The following is a 17,617-nucleotide window of genomic DNA, read 5'->3' on the forward strand; positions in this document are numbered from 1 at the left end:
CGCGGGGGGCGGGCGCGGGCGCCGCGCCCCGCGCTTCTCGTCGAGTTTGTCTAACCGGTGCGCCCTCCAAGCCTGCCCCAGCAGCACGGCCGGACGCGCGCTAGGTTCGCGATTCGATTGCTCGCAGCGTGGTGAATGCTCACCCCTTGACGGCGCCGATGAGCATGCCCTTGGCGAAGTGACGTTGCAGGAACGGGTAGACGAGGACGATCGGGACCAGGCTGACAACGAGGATCGCCATTTGCAGGGACTGTTGGGGAGGTGCGATCTCGCCAGCGAAGCCCTCGGCGCCGACCGGGGTGTTGTTCACGACGTAACTGCGTAGCACGAGCTGTAGTGGCCACTTGTCTGTGTCGTTGATGTACAGCAACGCGCTGAAGAACGCATTCCAGTACGCCACAGCCATAAACAGGCCGACAACGGCCATCACTGCCTTCGACAGCGGCACCGCGATACGTAGCAGGGTCTGTAGCTCATTGGCGCCGTCGATACGCGCTGCGTCGAACAGCTCACGGGGGAGGTCGAGGAAGAACCCGCGCATGATGATCACCAGGAATCCGCTGATGAGCCCAGGCAGGATGAGCGACCAGTAGGAGTCGAGCAACCCAAGCTGCTTGATCAGCAAGTACATGGGGATCATGCCGGGGCTGAACAGCAGAGTGAACAGCACGATCATCAGTGCGGGCTTGCTGCCGAACGAATCTGGCCGGCTGAGTGAGTAGGCCAAGAGGGTCGTGCAAACCAGCGAGAGTGTGGTGCCCACCACTGTGATCCCAACCGAAACTAGCAGCGCGCGGGTGACCACCCCACCGGCGAAAATCGCACGGTAGGCATCCAGGCTTGGCTGCGATGGCCAGAGCACGTACCCGCCGGCGGCCGTGACCTCGGCCGGGCTTGCCAGGCTGGTCGAGACCACCGATAGGAATGGGACGATGACCACGGCGCAGCACAGCAGCAACACGAGACCCTTGCTACCACTCACCAGCGGGTTTGGCGGAGTCAACGCACCGGCCGTGCGCAACGCCTTGGCGGGACGCCCGGGAATGATCTTGGCTCTCATCGTGAGTACACCCCTCGTTCGCCGAACACGTGGGCCAGTCTGTTGGCACCAAGAACCAGCATCACTCCGACGAGGCCCTTAACCAGGCCGACGGCCGCGGCCACACCCCAGTCGCCGCTCAAGACACCGTTCCGGTACACGTAGGTGTCCAGCACTTCTGACGCATGCAGCCCGACCGGACCCTGCTGCAGCAGAATCTGCTCGAACCCGACCGTCAGTACGTCACCCAGCTTGAGGATGAGCATCAGGAAGATCACGCTCCGGATTCCCGGCAGGGTGACATGCCAAAGCTGCCGCAACCTACTGGCACCGTCGACCGCGGCTGCCTCGTAGAGTTGCACGTCGATGTTGGACAACGCCGCCAGGAAGATGATCGTGCCCCAACCTGCATCCTTCCAGATCACCTGCGACGTGATCAGCCCAATGAACAGGTCGGGGTTGCCGATAATCGGGAGTGTGATCAACTCTTGCGAGCGTAGCCAGCTGTTCAACAGCCCAGCATTGCCGAGCATGTGCTGGAAGATCGCGACGACGACCACCCACGACATGAAGTGCGGCAAGTATAGAACCGACTGCACCACGCGCTTAATTCGCTCACTGACGAGACTGTTCAGAAGCAGCGCGAGCGCGATGGGCACTGGAAACACGAACGCAATTTGCACCAGCGAGATGATCAGCGTGTTCGACAGTGCCGTCAGGAACTCCGGATCTCCATTGAAGATGACCTGAAAATTCTCCCAGCCCACCCAAGGAGACTCCAGAATCCCGACATACGGCACATAGTCCTTGAAGGCAATGATATTCCCCAGAAGCGGGACGTAGTTGAACAGCAGTACCACCGCGAGGCCCGGCAACCCCAACAGCAGCAGCAATCTGTCCCGCCGCCAGCGACCACGACGCCGCACACGTCGTTCCACCGAAGGGTTGGGGCCACCGGAATGCGTCATCTGCTCCCGTTGCCCCGCGCTCGGACGGGTCTTGACGATCACCATCGTCATCCCCGCCGCTCGGCCAGCACCGCGACCGCACCGATCGCGGGTGGGACATTGCCCTGGCAACCGATCCGGATCGGGCTGTGCCCATCCGCCGGCAGCCAGTAAACTGCGGGGGCATCGATTTGTGTTGGCCATGTCGGTGGGCCTGGACGCGACATCTCGGTTCCGAGGTCACCGTGTGTTATCACAGCACGTGTCATCGCATTGCCTCTCGCTCAGTCGATCTGGTAGGCAGCGAGTTGTTCCTCGTACTCGGCCCTCATCGTGTCGCCCCCATCGCGTTTCCACCCGTCCACGGCATCAGTGAGCGTCGAGATGGTTGCCCGGCCAGTGATGATGTCGTTGACGGAATCGTCGAACGTCTGCTTCAGCCGGACACCGTCTTCGGCGTCGGTCGCCGAGTAGAGACCGATCACCGGGTTAGGTTCTCCCACGGGGATCAACTTGGACTGATAGGCATGCTGGACGCGGGTATCGTCGGGTTGCCCGGGCGTGTACAACGGAGCAGGTGGCGCCGCCAGGTAACTGATCGGGAGCCGCAACTCTGCCTGACCCAACTCGGTGAGAGCCGGGTTCCCATCGGCGTCGACGGTGTGATGCACGCCTTCCAGACCATACGCGCGGAGGTAGTTCTCCTCGCTGCCGAACGGCGCGGCAAGCCAGTCGCAGACCCGGAGCAGCAGTCGGATTCGTTCGGGTTCGGCCTTCTTGAAGGCATTGATCGAGAAGAAACCTGACCCGAGCCTCCACGGCGCGAGGCCACCGCCATCCCACCTCGGCAAGGTCATGAGGCCGAGTTCCGACGTCGGGTGGTTCTTCAACGCGCTGTTCCAGTGGCCGTTGCCCGTCAGCCAGATCCCGGTTCGGCCGGCATGGAACCACTGACCGCTCGTATCTGAACTCGCGAACGTGTCGGGGTGCATCAAGCCGTCTTGCCAGAGTTGCGTCACCCATTCGACCGAGCGTGAGAACTCCTCGGTCTCGTACTTATGAGTGAGCGAGCCGTCGTCGTTGCGCCATTCGTTTGGCACTCCGGACATCATGCCCATGATCACGAGCGCCGCTGCGGATCCCGAATCGCCCATCGCCCACCTATTCTCCTGTTCGTTGGTGAGGGCACGACAGGTCTCGAGGAACTCCTCGAGGTTCTCTGGCTCGGTCGACAGGCCTAGCGAGTCGAAGGTGTCTTGGCGCACAAACACGTAGCTCCCGACCGCCTGCCGTGGATTCGGAATGCCGTAGATCCCCCCGTTGTAGACGGCCCCCCGCCAAGTCAGGGGCGGCAGGCTCGCCAGATTCGGGTAGTCCTTTACCGCGTCGCCAGACAGGTACTCGGACAAGTCTTGAAACTGCGACTCGAGTAGTCGAGGAAGATCCGGCGCGTCCTGAATCTGAACCATGTCTGGGATGTCGCCGCCCGCAACGACTGTGGCCAATTTCTGATCGTAATCAGCCGACGGGGTCATCGTGAGGTCAAGCGATACGCCGAGCTGGTTCTCCACCTCTCGCCAATAGGCGTTCTGGGACCGTGTCGGCGGTACGGCCGTGGAGATCATCGCCATCCCGCTGATCGATTCACCTGCCCCCGGCGTCTCGGTGACGGAACGGTGCTGATCGACGGGGTAATTGAAGAACCCGTCCGGCACGCCCTCCGGCGTACCCTGGAGGTCCGGCTCAATACCCGTGTAGGGGATGTACGAGGGCAACACGACACCGCTGTTGGCAGTTGTCGGACCTTGGGAGCCGCTGCCTCCGGTGGAGCAGCTTGGCAACGCGGCAAGGGCGAAAGCTCCGCCCGCTCCGAGGAGGAAAGTGCGTCGGTCGAAGGATGGGTGATGCATGTGATGCTCCTGAATCTTGTGCGGAGAGGTCTAGGAGGGGCGTGGGTCTACGCCCACAGATGGCAGGCATACGTTTGGCGGCCGCCGTCGGCGCTGTGATCGCTTCGGTGAGTTCCGACGGTCTTCCGTCGGAGTTGCGTCGTGCTGGTGCTAGGCGACAGGACGGCCGCCAATGGGAGAAGTCGCTGAGTCGGTCTGGCCACGCGCCTGCAAACCAGAACGAGAACTCACTACATGTCCGTCGACCAATCCTGGAGCGCGATGACGCTAGGAATCGGCAAGTCCTGGTCTACTGGCGCCGTAATAGGGGTGAAGAGCACTGCCAGCCTGAACGCTTCATCAGCAGACACCTCGATCGCGAGTTTCGAGACACCGGTGTTCGGCGATTGCCCCTGGGGGTGGGGAGATGTCGGAAGTGGTGCTGCGTCACGAAGTGTGAAAACCGAGCCCGGGGGAGCGGACAACATCTGGACCAGGAGGTTTGCAGGGTTACCGCCGTCCTCGTCCTCCATGGTCAACCATGCAGACCGGCCATCCTCGGAAATCGCAACCTGTGCTGTCGTGTGCATGAACCACCACGCCGCAACGTGACCGTTGGGACTCACCTCGTCCTGCACCAGGATGCGCTGGCGCTGGTCGACCATAGCGAGGCCGCGCTTCCAGGACGTGACTGCATCTCCGGGAACAGCGCTCGTTAGGTCCGCGATTGCGTATCCACCCGATGCGGATGACTCATAGCGGGGGATGGTGCAAGAGGCGTCGGGGAGTTGGTCAGGTGCCGAACTTGGGTTGATGACCAGTGTGTTCTGGCCCTCGGCACGCTTGCGGTAGTAGTTCCAGCGCCTGCCGCCATCGTAGTCGAAGTAGCCGGAAAGGCCGTAGTTGTCTTTGCCCAGCTCCGTCGCCCACCTGCGCCCATTCGCATCGATAACGAAGGTGCCCTCATCGAGGTCGCCGTGGCTGCTGGCGTTGTCGCCCGCCTTGAAGCCGGCGAACAAGGCGTTCGGGTCCTCCCACGCACTGCGGAAAGTTGCAACCTCCACGCTCGCGAAATGGATGTCGAGAGGAAGCTCAGACTCCAGCGGACCGACGTCCTTACTCGGGTCGTACCACAACAAGTAGCGAGGCAAGTAGAGGGTGCTTGTTGACCTGCTTCGGCTTCCCCACCACGTGTAGACAGGCTTCGAGTACCGCTCCGACAACCAAAGCAGTTCCGGAGGCTGCTGCGAAGTTGGGTCGGAGTCTGAGTAGTTGAAGAACTGCCCCGACGGACCCGTCAGGTAGATCGCATAGTTGCCTGTTTCGGACAGCCCGACGACGTGCGAGAGCCCACGGTCGCGTACGTCAGAGGACTCCAAGGCTGCGAGGTAGATGCTGAGGTACCTGATGACGTAGCCCCAGTACCCTCCCTCTGGGCTGCTCCCGTCTGGGCTGAGCTGCTCAACGGCAGGTCGGATGCTGTGCAGGCTCTTCCGTAGGACCTCTCTTGCAATCGAAGGAGACTCTGGCGCTATGGCGAGTGCCCCCACCCCGAATCCAGCGTTGGTGACGATCCCCACGTTGTTGGGGGAACTCGTGTAGATCGAGTCTTCCCGGTACGCGTTCAGGGCAGTCTGCAGCCCCTTGTCAATGATGGCGTCGCGGGCATCGGCACGTTCGTCCTCGCTCATGGTGTGGTAGAGCCAGTCGTACCCGATGGCCATCGCGTGGGTCATCTCCGCGATCGAGAGGAAGTCGTCGGCGAGCTTCGGTGGGTTCGTTCGGCTCCATTGTGGGAACTCCGCGATTGCCGCGATCTCCGCACGTGCGCGTTGCGCGTAGGCGGGGTCGCCCCCAAGTTGCTCAAGCAGGGCGAGTGTGTAGATGCGATTGACGGCTGTTCTGGCGGTGCTGAGCAAACTGGCGTTGTTCGGGAAGGCCGGCGTGGGGGCAGCCAACAACTCCGTGCCGAGTTCCTCCAGTGTGCTGAACCATCCCTGGGATACCTCGTCCGCGACGACTCGGGAGGCCACAGCGTCGAAGTCGCTGGGCTTCGCGAGGAGCCGCGGATGGGAATCGCGGAGGTACTGGGGGCCGGCCCCATGACTCGACGCTTGTGCCAGCGCCGGCGGCCCGGCCACCACGGCGGCGGACGTCGCTGCGACCACCTTCAGCGCGGTCCGCCGACTGTATGAGCTGCCGAAGAGTAGATGCTTCGCCATTGACTGCTACTCCTTCTCGTGGCTTCAACGCCATGGTGAAGCGCTGAAATCCTGCTGTGGTGTGCCGTTCCGCCAGGATGTGTGGGCCCCACCTGGCGGGCAGGGGAACCGGACGGCTCGACCAGCTGAGTCAACTGTTCCGATCCAGTTGAGTCAAGATTGATCGGGCAATCAACACATTGCCGCTCGTGGCTGCCCTGGTCGAAGACCTCGCAACTCAGAACACGCAGGTCAGGTCCCCGCGCCAGTGGGCCCGTCGGCTCGCGAGTCCCGATCTCGGGCGCCTCGCCGTTCATCGCAGACACCTACTGCCGTTGCTGCCGACGGGAAGGCATGCTCGTCGCTGGCTGACGCGGCCCCGGAGGCGCTCCAACCACACAGTGACCCGTGCAGTCGTTCGGCAACCGGTAGCGCTTGTTCACCGAGCCAGCCGGCTCCGGATCCGGACTCTGGTACAGCCAGCCATCTCGCTGGGCAGAACAGGTCGGCGTTATATCCGAGGAGTTGGACCAACTCTGGCCTACCTGCGGGGGCAGGCCGGACTGCGGCCAACTGTCAACATTGAACCCGAGGTAGGCGCCCGAGGCTTGCCCCGTCAATCCGGTAGGTCAGTGGCGTGATGCGGCTCCAGAGCCCGCCGCAACTGCCCAATAGCGAGTGGCCCGCCTACCAACAGCCTCAGCTGACGATCCCCTTCGGTCGTGGCTCGCGTCGCGTAACTGGACTCACGTGGTCTTCATCGTAAGCGAGGCGGAGGTGCAACCGTGAGGTGTGCTGGCGTGGAACAGGCTGCAGGAGATGCCTTGGATCCGGTTGCGGAGGCTCTGAAGTCCCCTGCGTACACCCGGGCTTAGGGACCCAGCGAGCACCAGTCGTTGGTGGGCGGCGTCCACCGAGTAGATGTATGTCACGCGCGGAGCGCCCCTAGCCTGGGCGAGCGGGTGCTCAGCGGGGCTTAGACCCGTTCGAGAGTTCGTACAGCTTGGTATGGCAGTGCCTTGGAGATCTCGGCCCACGGGGTCTGGGCGACCGTGCATCCCAATGAGCTTGCTACAGCCGCGGCGACCCCTGCTGCCTCGCCGGTGGCAACGGCATTGCCCGTGACGCGGTAACTGGAGTGTGCCCAGAAGTCGCCAGATATGCACCGTCCGGCCATCAGCAAGCCATCGACATCCCGCGCGATGAGGGCGCGAAGCGGGATCTCGTAGGGCCTCGCACGCGTCTCGACATCAGACATTGTCGGACTGCGGTAGCCGCCTTCCGCGCGTGTGAGCGCGTGCACGTCAAAGCCGAAGGCGACTCGCGCCACAGCGTCCTCGTGCTGAGCGCCCCGCATGACGTCGTCTCGCGTGATGTGGTAGCGCCCAGCAATGCGCCGCCCTTCACGTACCCCTATTTGAGCAGCAGTGTTGATGAGGCGCAGACCCGACCAGCGGCCCCCCAATAGACGGAGGGCCTCGACCACCTGGTTGATCTCGCGGCGCGCCTCGATCGTTGCCGAGGTAATCGCCCCGACATCGTCCGGCCGAACGCCGTACTGGTGGTTCGCCATCAGCGCGAAGACATCGTCGTGAACCTTGAAGAGACTGATACCCGTATAGCTCGGGTCGAATCCAGCCTTACCGAGCTCGCGAAGTAGATTGTGCTTGGAGATCTTGCGCCTTCGTGCCAGTGAAAAGTTCTCCTCATCTGCGCGAACTACGTCGTTGGCGATAATAACGTCGTGCATCTCGTCGACGGAGATGCCGCTGACCAGCGCCATGAGAGACATGGGTTGCAGTTGCCCAGTCTGAGGGTGGCCGATCTCGAACTGGCATCCGGCCAGTGCAGCGACGTCGCCGTCGCCCGTGCAGTCGACGAAAGTCGACGCGGAGAAGGCAATGCGGCCACTCTTCGACTCAGTGATGATTGCCTGGAGTTGGCCCTCGTGGACCCGAGCGCCTACTACATCGGTGTTGAACAGCATCCGTATCCCGGCGTCTGTACACAGACTCTCGAGCACCAGTTTCATTCTCTCGACGTCGTAGGAGAAGTCGGGGAAGCCGACGGGGGTGTCCGCACCAGCTGCCTCCAGCGCTTCCACGATCTCAGCCATGACTCCTGGCTTTAGAGCGGCATCGATGATCCAGGACAACGCGCCCGAGGTCCAGACTCCGCCCAGCGTGCCCTGAGACTCGACGAGCGTGGTGCGCGCGCCGAGCCGCGCAGCACCTAGTGCGGCAGCGACGCCAGCCGGTCCCCCTCCACACACGACAACGTCGGACTCGTCGTCGAGCGGGATCTGCCGTCTCGGCTCGTGAAGCGAACTCCGATGTTCGGAGCGGGCCATATGTGTTCTCCCAGGTGTCTCGTGAGCGAGTCGTGACTGCTCTTCGGTAGGACCTTCCGAACGAAGTGCCGAACACTGACCCGCTGCTGCCTGCGCAGAATGCGCCCGGCCGCGCCGCTGAGGTGACAGAAGGTCGGGTGGCACCGTCGCAACTATGTACTGAGTAGACAGGCGGGTCCTCCATGCTGTCAAGATTGACTAGGGAATCAATGGTTCTTGCACGCGAGTGTGCGCAGATGGACTTCCGGTCGACCCTCAGGCCCGCCAGGTTCAGCACCACCGTCGACCCGGTCGCGCGATCCATGTTGACGACCTCGACACGGGTTCGCCGCTCGTTCAGTGCCCCGGACACTCGCTGGTGCCAATGCCCGGAGAACACCATCTGCGGCTGATTACGCCGTGCTGCTTCCGCCAGCAGCAAACTGGCCGTCCCGGGGTAGGCGCTCGTGGATCTCGGGCAACTGCGGGTGGGACTTCACCGGGTACCCTCCGGCGCGTCATGGGTGAGGAGCACCTCGAGCAGTTCGTCACCCAGCGTGTCGATGTCAGCTTGGGTGACAGGTTCTTGCTCCCACCAGGACAGGTACGGGGGGAGGGGAGTCACGGTCGATGGAGTGCGCACCGCCAACCGCACCGAATCGGCGTCCACCCACCTCGAACCGGAACCCGCGTAGCAGTGCCCGCCAGCACGGCGAGAATCGGCATCGACACCTGGCGTGATGTCCCGGTCGAAGATGCGGTCGTAGTTGTCGTGGTTCCCGGGCACCACCAGCATCACCAGGCCACGGTCACCCAGGATGTAGCCGGCCACAGCCGTGACATCGTCGAACTGCTCTCCGAAGTACATGGCGCTCTACCTGTAGTCGTCACCGAATGGGCCGGTGCCGAAGTCGCCGACCTGAACGATCCCTCGCAGCCCGCCTGGACCGCTGTGTTGGCGGCCTGCGTGAACGCCGCGACCTTGCCGTGCAGGCCTGCGACCCTCGGCACCCGGGTCGCGTGGCGAGGATGGTGTCGAACCGCGTCCCCGCCACATCCAGGGACAGCCCGACGCCCCTCGACTACGAGGTCACGCTGCGACCCCCCGCCTCGACCGGGGCACACGGCGAACGACACCGACAACGGCACGTCACGGAAGATGCGCGGGGCTGCCTCGGGACAGCCCTCGCCGGCAACCCACCTCGGACCAGGCTTCCTGACCTCACCGAACAGGAACGGCCCCGACATCATCGCCACCGGCGAGCTGGCCACGCACGGCGGGTTCATGTCGACCTCCATGAAGGACCCGTCCGGCTCGGACCCGATCGACAGCGGGCGCCCGATTGCGGGCTGGTGGGTCCGCAACGGCGGAAAGCCATCCGGCAGCAACGCAACCAGGTTGCGCCCATCCTTCGCGGTGAACGACCCGTCGACGAGGATGTACTTGTCCGAAGCCAGAGCGGCATCGAGACAGTCCCGTCGATGCGTGCTCGCTGACGTCCAAGCGGACGGACGCGATGACGAACTCGCAGCCGGCGGTGATGGCGTCGACCCGGACGAACCGCGAGCACTGCGCCCCGAGTGTGTGGAGTAGGTCGCGCCGCAGATCGGTCGTGCCTCGTCATGGGCTACGTCGCAGACGCCACGCGGGTCCCGCCGTCCTCGGCCCAGCGACCCCGCCCCGTACATCACCGGCACGTTTGACACCGCACGAGGCCGCTCTAAATTGAACGCAGTCGACCAGTCGACCAGGCCTTAAGGCTGCTCGACGACGAGACGCAATGACACGATCATTACACGGGCCTATAGCTGGTCCTCTGAACTGCGAGTATGCGGTGCCTCGAGTGGGAATCGAACCCACACCCGCACAGCCGGTGAAAGTCAGACCCATCCATCTGGCGTCGAGCACTCCACCCACCACCACGCGACGCCACACCGACATGCGGACGTTCTCAGAGGTTCAACTGGGGCAACGTCTGGATCCACGCGGAGGTCGTCATGAGTCAACGCGCATCCTTGACGCCCATCGGCACCGCACCTACGATCAGTCAGATCCAATTACAGTCGCCCCAATGGTTGATTATGTTGGGTCTAAAATTAGGAGACGAGATGGATCGTCGGACCATGTTGCGCGTGACCGTGCTGGCCGCCGGGGCGGGCACGGGGATGGCGTGGACCTCGAGCTCGAGCGCCGGCGCGCAAGAGCCGGTAGAGACCGTTGACCGCGGACCCGCCACGTTGGCCTGCACGACCCTCTCGGGAGGTTTCGTCGGCGATCGTCCCTACATCGTTTCCCATTTGTTGCAGCCCGTGCGACTCGGCGTGTTCACTCCCGCCGCGGACCAGATCGTCGACCTGGTGGAGATCCCTTCCGGCGGAGGAGCCTGGGCAAGTCTCGTGGACGCCGAGCGGATCTACGTCGGTACGCACACCGTCGCCGACCTGTACGCCTTCGACACGACCACGCACCGGCTCGACAAGCTGGCCAGCCCGGCAGGAGCGACGTACATCTGGGATATGACGCGCACCTCGGATGGCACCATCTTCCTGGGCACCTACCCGGACGGGAAGGTCTGGGAGTACCGGCCCGCCGACAACACCCTGATCGACAGGGGCGTCGCCGTCGCTGGGCAGAAATACGTGCGCAGCATCGTCGCCGACGACACCACCGTCTATGCGGGCGTGGGGGCGCAAGCCACCCTGGTGGCCTATGACCGCGGGACCGGCACGCGGACCGACATCACACCGCCGGAGCTCAGCGGTGAAGCCTTCATCTATCAACTGACTCAGACCGACAGCCACGTGATCGGCGGCACCCATGGCTCCGGTGTGATCGCGATCATCTCGAAGGCGGATCCGGGCGACTATCGGATCGTGCACCCCGACTCGGGCATCACCATCGGCAAGATGGCAGCGCAGGACGACGATGTCTACTACGGCGCCGGTGATTCTCTCTGGCACCTCGACCTCATCACTGGGGTCGCAGAAGCTGTCGGCGCCACGGCCGGCGGGGACTTCATCACCGCGGTCAGCATTCGCGCCACCACGGTCGCCGTCTTCACCAACTCGGCGACCATGTGGACCTACGACCGCAGCACGGGAACCATGTCCATGGCTGATCTCCAGGCGGCCGGGATGCCTTCCGCACCCGATCTGCCACAGTCGATCGCCGTCCACGCCGACAGTGTCTATGTCGGAGGGCACGGTGGCTTCCAGATCCACCACCGGAGGGTGCCGGCTGCCACGGATCGAGTCCGCCTCGGTGGTGAGGTCAAGGCGATGCAGGCAGTGCGGAACACGCTCTATCTCGCGATGTATCCCTCGGCGACGATCGTGGCCTACAACCCGACCACGGGTGCCCTGAACACGATCGCGTCGATCGGACACGACCAGAACCGCCCCGGCGACATCACCTACCATCGCCGGAGCCAGCTTCTCCTCGTCCCGACCAGCCCTGGCTACGGCCAGCTGGGTGGAGCGCTGTCGACGCTGGACGTGCGCACCCGGAAGCTCGATGTCTACCGCAACCTGGTCGAGAACCACGCGTTGGTCTCGGTCGCCGCCCATGAGCGGCGCGGCCTCGCGTACGTCGGGAGTGCTCCGGCCGACAGTTCGTACGGTCCGGCAACCGTGGCGATCTTCGACCTGGGGACCCGGACCCGAGTCGGCACCACGGTGCCCGACAGTGCGGCGACGTCGATCCCGTCGCTGGTCGTCCTGCGCGACGCGCTCTACGGCACGACGAATGATGGCCTGTTGTTCAGGATCGACACCCGCAGCGGCGAACTGCTCCGAACGGCCGAGATCGGCACGGCCCGTGTGGATCTCACGGTCTCTGACGACGTGCTCTACGCCGTTGATCACCAACGTCTCTGGAGGATCGACCCGACCACGTTGAGCGCCGAGACACTGGTGGATGAACTGGCTGCAGACCCGACCAGCTTTCCCATGGTGGCCGCGGACGGGGCCGACCTCTTCACCATCACCGGGCGCAACCTCCTGCAGGTCTCGCTGCACACACTCCCTTAGCCTTGATCCACCGATGACCTGGGTGTCGGTCGATCGGGGCCAGGCCGGGTTCCGCACCCGGGTGGACGCGGTCACCAGAGTCGCCCTGTTGGACCTGCCCGTGGCCGGCTCGCCGACAACCGGTCGGGCGGTCACTGCCTCGCGCAACTGGGCGGCGTTGTCGTCGATGAGGTCGATCTCGTAACTCACGCCGTCGACGGCGAAGGTGACGGTCTGTGTCGCGACTGTCATAGCCCCTCGCGAAGCATGGGCCAGATGTAGCCAGTTGGAGTAGCCTGCGGGGGCTTGTTCAGGGCCCCTTGATGAAGCCGGAAAGTGCCACCCGGTGGGTCTGGTTGTACCTCGCTGCTGGTGCCCCGAGTGGGATTCGAACCCACACTGGATCGGGTTTGAGCCGAACGCCTCTGCCGGTTGGGCTATCGGGGCCAGTGCGCCGCGTCACTGCGATCTCTGTCGTGCCATTCTGGCACAGGCACTAGGCTAGGCGATCGTGAGCACGGATGAGACCACCGGCGGGAAGCCGGGCAAGAAGGCGTCGAACGACGCAGATCTCCTCGACCTCGACACGGCCCCTGCGGCCGAGCCGGCGTCGAAGCCCAAGGCGGCGCGGACCCGACGCGTGGTCGTGGCCGAGGACGAGGCCCTGATCCGGCTCGACGTGGTCGAGACGCTCAACGAGGCCGGGTACGAAGTGGTCGGCGAGGCCGGTGACGGGGAGACCGCGGTGCGGCTCGCCACCGAGCTCGAGCCGGACATCGTGGTGATGGACGTGAAGATGCCCATCCTGGACGGCATCTCCGCGGCCGAGCGCATCACGAAGGCACGGATCGCCCCGGTCGTGCTGCTGACCGCCTTCTCCCAGACCGAACTCGTGGAGCGCGCCCGGGACGCCGGCGCCATGGCGTACGTCGTCAAGCCGTTCACCCCGAACGACCTGCTGCCCGCCCTGGAGATCGCCCTCTCGCGGCACCAGGAGATCGCGGCCCTGGAGTCCGAGGTCGCTGACCTGACCGACCGCTTCGAGACCCGCAAGCGAGTGGACCGGGCCAAGGGCCTGCTGATGACGAAGATGGGCCTGTCCGAGCCGGAGTCCTTCCGGTGGATCCAGAAGACCTCGATGGACCGGCGCCTCACCATGCGTGAGGTCGCCGACGCCGTCATCGCGCAGGTCGGCGCGGCCAAGGACTGACGCACGCAGCGGCCGACGACCCGAGCCACCGCACCCGCGGTCATGGTCGTCGGCCGTTGGTGTGGCGTTTCAATCCTGGTCCGGGTTTCATTCGTTCGAATGCATATCGGGACTTCTGCCCGTGGCCCCATCGGGCGTATGGTGGGGGCCGACCTCGCTGGAACGGACGACGAACGGTGGTGAGACGGTTGGTTCGGATGGGTGGTGTGACCGCACGGGTGGCACACGCCGAGGACCTCGAGGCCGTCCTCCCCGTCCTCCGGGCCGCGCGAGCCGACTCGCCGCTCGGCGTCCAGCTGATCAACCCCGACTCCGGGGCCCTCAACGAGCTTCTGCGGGCCTGGTTCGGGATGGAGAACTCGAGCCTGATCATCGCCGAGGTGGACGAGACGATCGTCGGGCTTGCCCTCGTCCAGCAGATCGACGTGAACCTGTTCTCGGATATCGCCTACCTGCACATCGAGGCGCTCTACGTCGACAACGAGCACCGACGGCGGGGCGTGGGTCGGGCGCTGATGCACCAGATCGCGGTGGTCGCCGCCCGCTGCGCCGGCGAGCGCGTCGTGACCATGCCGCTCACCGGTGCCCGCAGCGAACAACGCTTCCTCTCCGGGCTCGGGTTCATCCCGGCAGGTTCCCGTCGGATCGCCGAGACGGCCGCCCTGCTCCGCCGCCTGGAGCAGCCGGCCGGCGGCCGTGACAAGCGGGTCCGTGGCATCGACGAACTGATCGCGCGCCGTCGGCGGTCCCGTGGACTGCCCGAGACGCCGCCTCGTGGACTCAGCCTGGTGGACCTGGCAGACCGCGCGGAGCGGACCGACCGGGCCGATCAGGACGGGGCGTCGAGCAGCATGCAGGTCAACCGGGACGTGCATACCCGCCGACCGGACTCGTCCGCCACCGCGATCTCGTAGGTCGCCGTCGAGCGGCCCAGGTGGATGGCCGTCGCCGTCCCGGTCACCCAGCCCTCCCGTGCGGCGCGGTGGTGGGTGGCGTTCAGCTCCAGCCCGACGGCGTAGCGACCGGGTCCCGCGTGCGCGATCGCCGCGAAGGAGCCGAGCGTCTCCGCGAGCGCGGCGGTCGCACCGCCGTGCAGGAGGCCGACCGGCTGGGTGTTCCCGGCTACCGGCATCCGGCCGACGGCCCGGTCCGCGCTGATCTCGAGCATCTCGATACCGAGCTTCTCGATGAGCGTGCCCCGGGTCAGGTCGGCCAGGTCCGCGATGTCAGTCATGACGCATAGGGTGGCACCTGTGAGTGAGAACGTGCGACCCAAGCTCCTGCTGATCGACGGGCACTCGATGGCGTACCGCGCCTTCTTCGCCCTGCCCGTGGAGAACTTCTCCACCTCGACGGGGCAGGCCACGAACGCCGTCTACGGGTTCACCTCGATGATGATCAACCTGCTCCGTGACGAGGAGCCCACGCACGTCGCCGTCGCGTTCGACGTCTCGAGTCAGACGTTCCGCAAGGAGACCTACGCAGAGTACAAGGGCACCCGGAGCGAGACCCCGCAGGAGTTCCGCGGACAGATCCCGCTGATCGAGGAGGTCATGGCCGCGCTCGCGGTCCCGACCCTTGGCAAGGAGGGCTTCGAGGCGGACGACATCCTCGCCACCCTTGCCACCCAGGCCAGCGCCGCCGGTCTGGACGTGCTCATCTGTTCCGGGGACCGGGACACCTACCAGCTCGTCGGGGAATCGGTCACGGTGCTCTACCCGCGCAAGGGGGTCTCCGATCTGGTCCGGATGACCCCGGAGGCGGTCACCGAGAAGTACGGCGTCACGCCCGCGGAGTACTCGGACCTGGCCGCCCTTGTGGGGGAGACGAGCGACAACCTGCCCGGGATCCCCGGCGTCGGTCCGAAGACGGCGGCGAAGTGGATCAACACCCACGGCGGTCTCGAGGGCATCATCGCGAACGCCCCCGCCATCGCAGGCAAGGCGGGGGAGAGCCTGCGGGCCCACCTGGACCAGGTGATCCTGAACCGGCAGCTGAACCACCTGCTCCGGGACATGGAGCTTCCGCTCGGCGTCGACGACCTGGCCCGCCGCCCGTTCGAACGGGAGAAGGTGCATCAGGTCTTCGACGCGCTGGAGTTCCGGGTCCTGCGGGACCGGCTGTTCGAGATGACCCCGCAGGACGCCGAGACCGAGGCGTCCGAGGGTTTCGACCTGGACGTCACAGCGCTCGCGCCGGGTGGCCTGTCCGCCTGGCTGGAAGCGGGCGCCGGTGCCGAGGTGGGTCTGGATGTGCGCGGCTCCGCGGCCCAGGGCAGCGGAGACGCGTGGGGCCTGGCGCTGGCGGCCGACGGCGGCACCGCCCTCACGATCGACCTCGCCGACATCTCGGTCGAGGACGAGACGGCGCTCGCGGCGTGGCTCGCGGACCCGGCCGCGCCGAAGGTGGTGCACGAGGCCAAGGCCGCGTGGCACAGCCTGGACGGGCGCGGCCTCGTTCTCAACGGCATCACACTCGACACTGCCATCGGTGCCTACCTGTGCCACCCGGACCAGCGCAGCTTCACGCTGGCGGACCTGTCCGTGCGGTACCTGCACCGGGAACTGCGCGTCGGCGAGGACGACTCGGGTCAGCAGATGCTCGTCCTGGAGGGTCCCGCGGAGGATGAGATCGGCGCCGTCCGGGCTGCCGCCGTCCTCGATCTGGCCGCCGCTCTGCGCACGGACCTCACGGACCGGGGTGCGGCCGAGCTGCTCACCGACCTCGAGCTTCCGGTGGCCGTGGTCCTCGCCGAGATGGAGAAGGCCGGCATCGCCGCGGACGTCGACTACCTCAACGAGCTCGAGAGCCAGTTCGGCGACGCGGTCACCGACGCCGCGACCAAGGCCTACGAGGTGATCGGCCGCGAGGTGAACCTGTCCTCCCCGAAGCAACTCCAGGAGGTCCTCTTCGACGAGCTCGGGATGCCAAAGACCCGAAAGACGAAGACCGGGTACACCACGGACGCCGACGCCCTCGCGGACCTGTACGCCAAGACCGAGCACCCCTTCCTGGAGCACCTGCTCATCCACCGGGACCAGATCCGGCTCAGGCAGACGGTCGAGGGACTCCTGCGTACCGTGGCCCCGGACGGGCGGATCCACACCACCTACTCCCAGACGATCGCAGCCACCGGCCGGCTGTCGTCGGCGGACCCGAACCTCCAGAACATCCCGATCCGCACCGAGGAGGGGACTCGGATCCGAGCCGCGTTCGTGGTCGGCTCCGGCTACGAGAACCTGCTCACGGCCGACTACTCCCAGATCGAGATGCGCATCATGGCGCACCTGTCCGGGGATGCCGGTCTCATCGAGGCGTTCCGGTCGGGGGAGGACCTGCACTCGTTCGTCGGGTCGCGGGTGTTCGAGGTGGAGCCGGAGGAGGTCACAGCCGCGATGCGCTCGAAGATCAAGGCGATGTCCTACGGGCTCGCCTACGGTCTGTCCGCGTTCGGGTTGTCCAAGCAGTTGAAGATCGAGACGTCCGAGGCGCGCACCCTCATGGACGGCTACTTCGAGCGTTTCGGCGGCGTCCGCGACTACCTCGCCTCCGTGGTCGCGCAGGCCCGCACCACCGGTTACACCGAGACCATCCTCGGCCGCCGGCGGTACCTGCCGGACCTCACCTCGGACAACCGACAGCGTCGGGAGATGGCCGAGCGGATGGCCCTGAACGCACCGATCCAGGGCAGCGCGGCGGACATCATCAAGGTCGCGATGATCGGGGTGGAGCGGGCCCTGCGCGAGCAGGGGCTGAAGTCCCGCCTGCTGCTCCAGGTGCACGACGAGCTCGTGGTCGAGGTCGCGCCCGGTGAGGCCGAGGCGGCGGAGGCGGTGCTGCGCGAGCAGATGGGTGCTGCCGCGGACCTCGCGGTGCCGCTGGACGTCTCAGTCGGCACCGGGAAGAGCTGGCGCGACGCTGGTCACTGACGGATGTGGACCGGTCGTGGCACCCAGGGCACCGCGGCCGTCCTGGTGCAGTTGTCGCCGCGGGT

12 protein-coding genes, 1 tRNA gene and 1 pseudogene are annotated in these 17,617 nt (G+C 65.4%); 5 read left to right on the forward strand and 9 right to left on the reverse strand.

The features are described 5' to 3' along the window. Window positions 1-139 precede the first annotated feature (139 nt). The 6 genes from HALOF300_RS23790 to HALOF300_RS23815 form a co-directional block, all read right to left on the reverse strand. Window positions 140-1,060, reverse strand: a complete 921-nt coding sequence (locus HALOF300_RS23790) for a carbohydrate ABC transporter permease (RefSeq protein ID WP_156743381.1) — start codon at window positions 1,058-1,060, stop codon at window positions 140-142. Then, complete coding sequence (locus HALOF300_RS23795; protein ID WP_197522804.1) at window positions 1,057-2,052, reverse strand: ABC transporter permease; 996 nt, start codon at window positions 2,050-2,052, stop codon at window positions 1,057-1,059. The genes HALOF300_RS23790 and HALOF300_RS23795 overlap by 4 nt, the downstream gene beginning before the upstream one ends. 218 nt (window positions 2,053-2,270) lie before the next feature. Beyond that, complete coding sequence (locus HALOF300_RS23800) at window positions 2,271-3,896, reverse strand: extracellular solute-binding protein (protein ID WP_156743383.1); 1,626 nt, start codon at window positions 3,894-3,896, stop codon at window positions 2,271-2,273. A gap of 230 nt (window positions 3,897-4,126) precedes the next feature. Further along, window positions 4,127-6,097: a heparinase II/III domain-containing protein gene (locus HALOF300_RS23805; RefSeq protein ID WP_156743384.1), complete on the reverse strand. Its 1,971-nt coding sequence runs from the start codon at window positions 6,095-6,097 to the stop codon at window positions 4,127-4,129. A gap of 955 nt (window positions 6,098-7,052) precedes the next feature. Then, window positions 7,053-8,426: an FAD-dependent oxidoreductase gene (locus HALOF300_RS23810; RefSeq protein ID WP_156743385.1), complete on the reverse strand. Its 1,374-nt coding sequence runs from the start codon at window positions 8,424-8,426 to the stop codon at window positions 7,053-7,055. Window positions 8,427-8,901: 475 nt separating this feature from the next. After that, entirely contained in the window at window positions 8,902-9,273 is a 372-nt protein-coding gene (locus tag HALOF300_RS23815; RefSeq protein WP_156743386.1) for a hypothetical protein, read from the reverse strand. Between the two features lie 1,241 nt (window positions 9,274-10,514). Here HALOF300_RS23815 and HALOF300_RS27780 point away from each other — a divergent pair. Next, entirely contained in the window at window positions 10,515-12,434 is a 1,920-nt protein-coding gene (locus tag HALOF300_RS27780) for a ligand-binding sensor domain-containing protein (RefSeq protein ID WP_231955720.1), read from the forward strand. A gap of 13 nt (window positions 12,435-12,447) precedes the next feature. After that, window positions 12,448-12,618, forward strand: a complete 171-nt coding sequence (locus HALOF300_RS27785) for a hypothetical protein (protein ID WP_408637016.1) — start codon at window positions 12,448-12,450, stop codon at window positions 12,616-12,618. On the opposite strand, the pseudogene HALOF300_RS27790 reads toward HALOF300_RS27785, so the two are convergent. Continuing rightward, a pseudogene (locus tag HALOF300_RS27790) lies at window positions 12,609-12,665 on the reverse strand (hypothetical protein); the annotation flags it as partial. The gene HALOF300_RS27785 and the pseudogene HALOF300_RS27790 sit on opposite strands and share 10 nt — an antisense overlap. Window positions 12,666-12,783: 118 nt before the next feature. Then, a tRNA-Leu gene (locus tag HALOF300_RS23825) sits at window positions 12,784-12,860 on the reverse strand. A 64-nt stretch (window positions 12,861-12,924) separates the two neighbouring features. Between HALOF300_RS23825 and HALOF300_RS23830 the strand changes: the two genes are divergently transcribed. Together HALOF300_RS23830 and HALOF300_RS23835 are read left to right on the forward strand one after the other, a co-directional pair. Then, window positions 12,925-13,623, forward strand: a complete 699-nt coding sequence (locus HALOF300_RS23830) for an ANTAR domain-containing response regulator (RefSeq protein WP_156743387.1) — start codon at window positions 12,925-12,927, stop codon at window positions 13,621-13,623. Window positions 13,624-13,829: 206 nt separating this feature from the next. Next, entirely contained in the window at window positions 13,830-14,537 is a 708-nt protein-coding gene (locus HALOF300_RS23835; protein WP_197522805.1) for a GNAT family N-acetyltransferase, read from the forward strand. On the opposite strand, the gene HALOF300_RS23840 is transcribed toward HALOF300_RS23835, so the two are convergent. Next, window positions 14,453-14,857: a PaaI family thioesterase gene (locus HALOF300_RS23840; RefSeq protein ID WP_156743389.1), complete on the reverse strand. Its 405-nt coding sequence runs from the start codon at window positions 14,855-14,857 to the stop codon at window positions 14,453-14,455. The genes HALOF300_RS23835 and HALOF300_RS23840 overlap by 85 nt on opposite strands. On the opposite strand from HALOF300_RS23840, the gene polA reads away from it, so the two are divergent. Further along, entirely contained in the window at window positions 14,856-17,552 is a 2,697-nt protein-coding gene (gene polA, locus HALOF300_RS23845) for a DNA polymerase I (RefSeq protein WP_156743390.1), read from the forward strand. The genes HALOF300_RS23840 and polA overlap by 2 nt on opposite strands. The last annotated feature ends 65 nt before the right edge of the window (window positions 17,553-17,617 follow it).

This window comes from Occultella aeris (assembly GCF_902703175.1).
GTDB lineage: Bacteria > Actinomycetota > Actinomycetes > Actinomycetales > Beutenbergiaceae > Occultella > Occultella aeris.

Excerpts from the sequence above, each read along its gene's own strand:
- HALOF300_RS23790 (WP_156743381.1), bottom strand. The coding sequence starts at position 1,060 with ATGAGAGCCAAGATCATTCCCGGGCGTCCCGCCAAGGCGTTGCGCACG.
- HALOF300_RS23795 (WP_197522804.1), bottom strand. The coding sequence starts at position 2,052 with ATGGTGATCGTCAAGACCCGTCCGAGCGCGGGGCAACGGGAGCAGATG.
- HALOF300_RS23800 (WP_156743383.1), bottom strand. The coding sequence starts at position 3,896 with ATGCATCACCCATCCTTCGACCGACGCACTTTCCTCCTCGGAGCGGGC.
- HALOF300_RS23805 (WP_156743384.1), bottom strand. The coding sequence starts at position 6,097 with ATGGCGAAGCATCTACTCTTCGGCAGCTCATACAGTCGGCGGACCGCG.
- HALOF300_RS23810 (WP_156743385.1), bottom strand. The coding sequence starts at position 8,426 with ATGGCCCGCTCCGAACATCGGAGTTCGCTTCACGAGCCGAGACGGCAG.
- HALOF300_RS23815 (WP_156743386.1), bottom strand. The coding sequence starts at position 9,273 with ATGTACTTCGGAGAGCAGTTCGACGATGTCACGGCTGTGGCCGGCTAC.
- HALOF300_RS27780 (WP_231955720.1), top strand. The coding sequence starts at position 10,515 with ATGGATCGTCGGACCATGTTGCGCGTGACCGTGCTGGCCGCCGGGGCG.
- HALOF300_RS27785 (WP_408637016.1), top strand. The coding sequence starts at position 12,448 with ATGACCTGGGTGTCGGTCGATCGGGGCCAGGCCGGGTTCCGCACCCGG.
- polA (WP_156743390.1), top strand. The coding sequence starts at position 14,856 with ATGACGCATAGGGTGGCACCTGTGAGTGAGAACGTGCGACCCAAGCTC.
- HALOF300_RS23840 (WP_156743389.1), bottom strand. The coding sequence starts at position 14,857 with ATGACTGACATCGCGGACCTGGCCGACCTGACCCGGGGCACGCTCATC.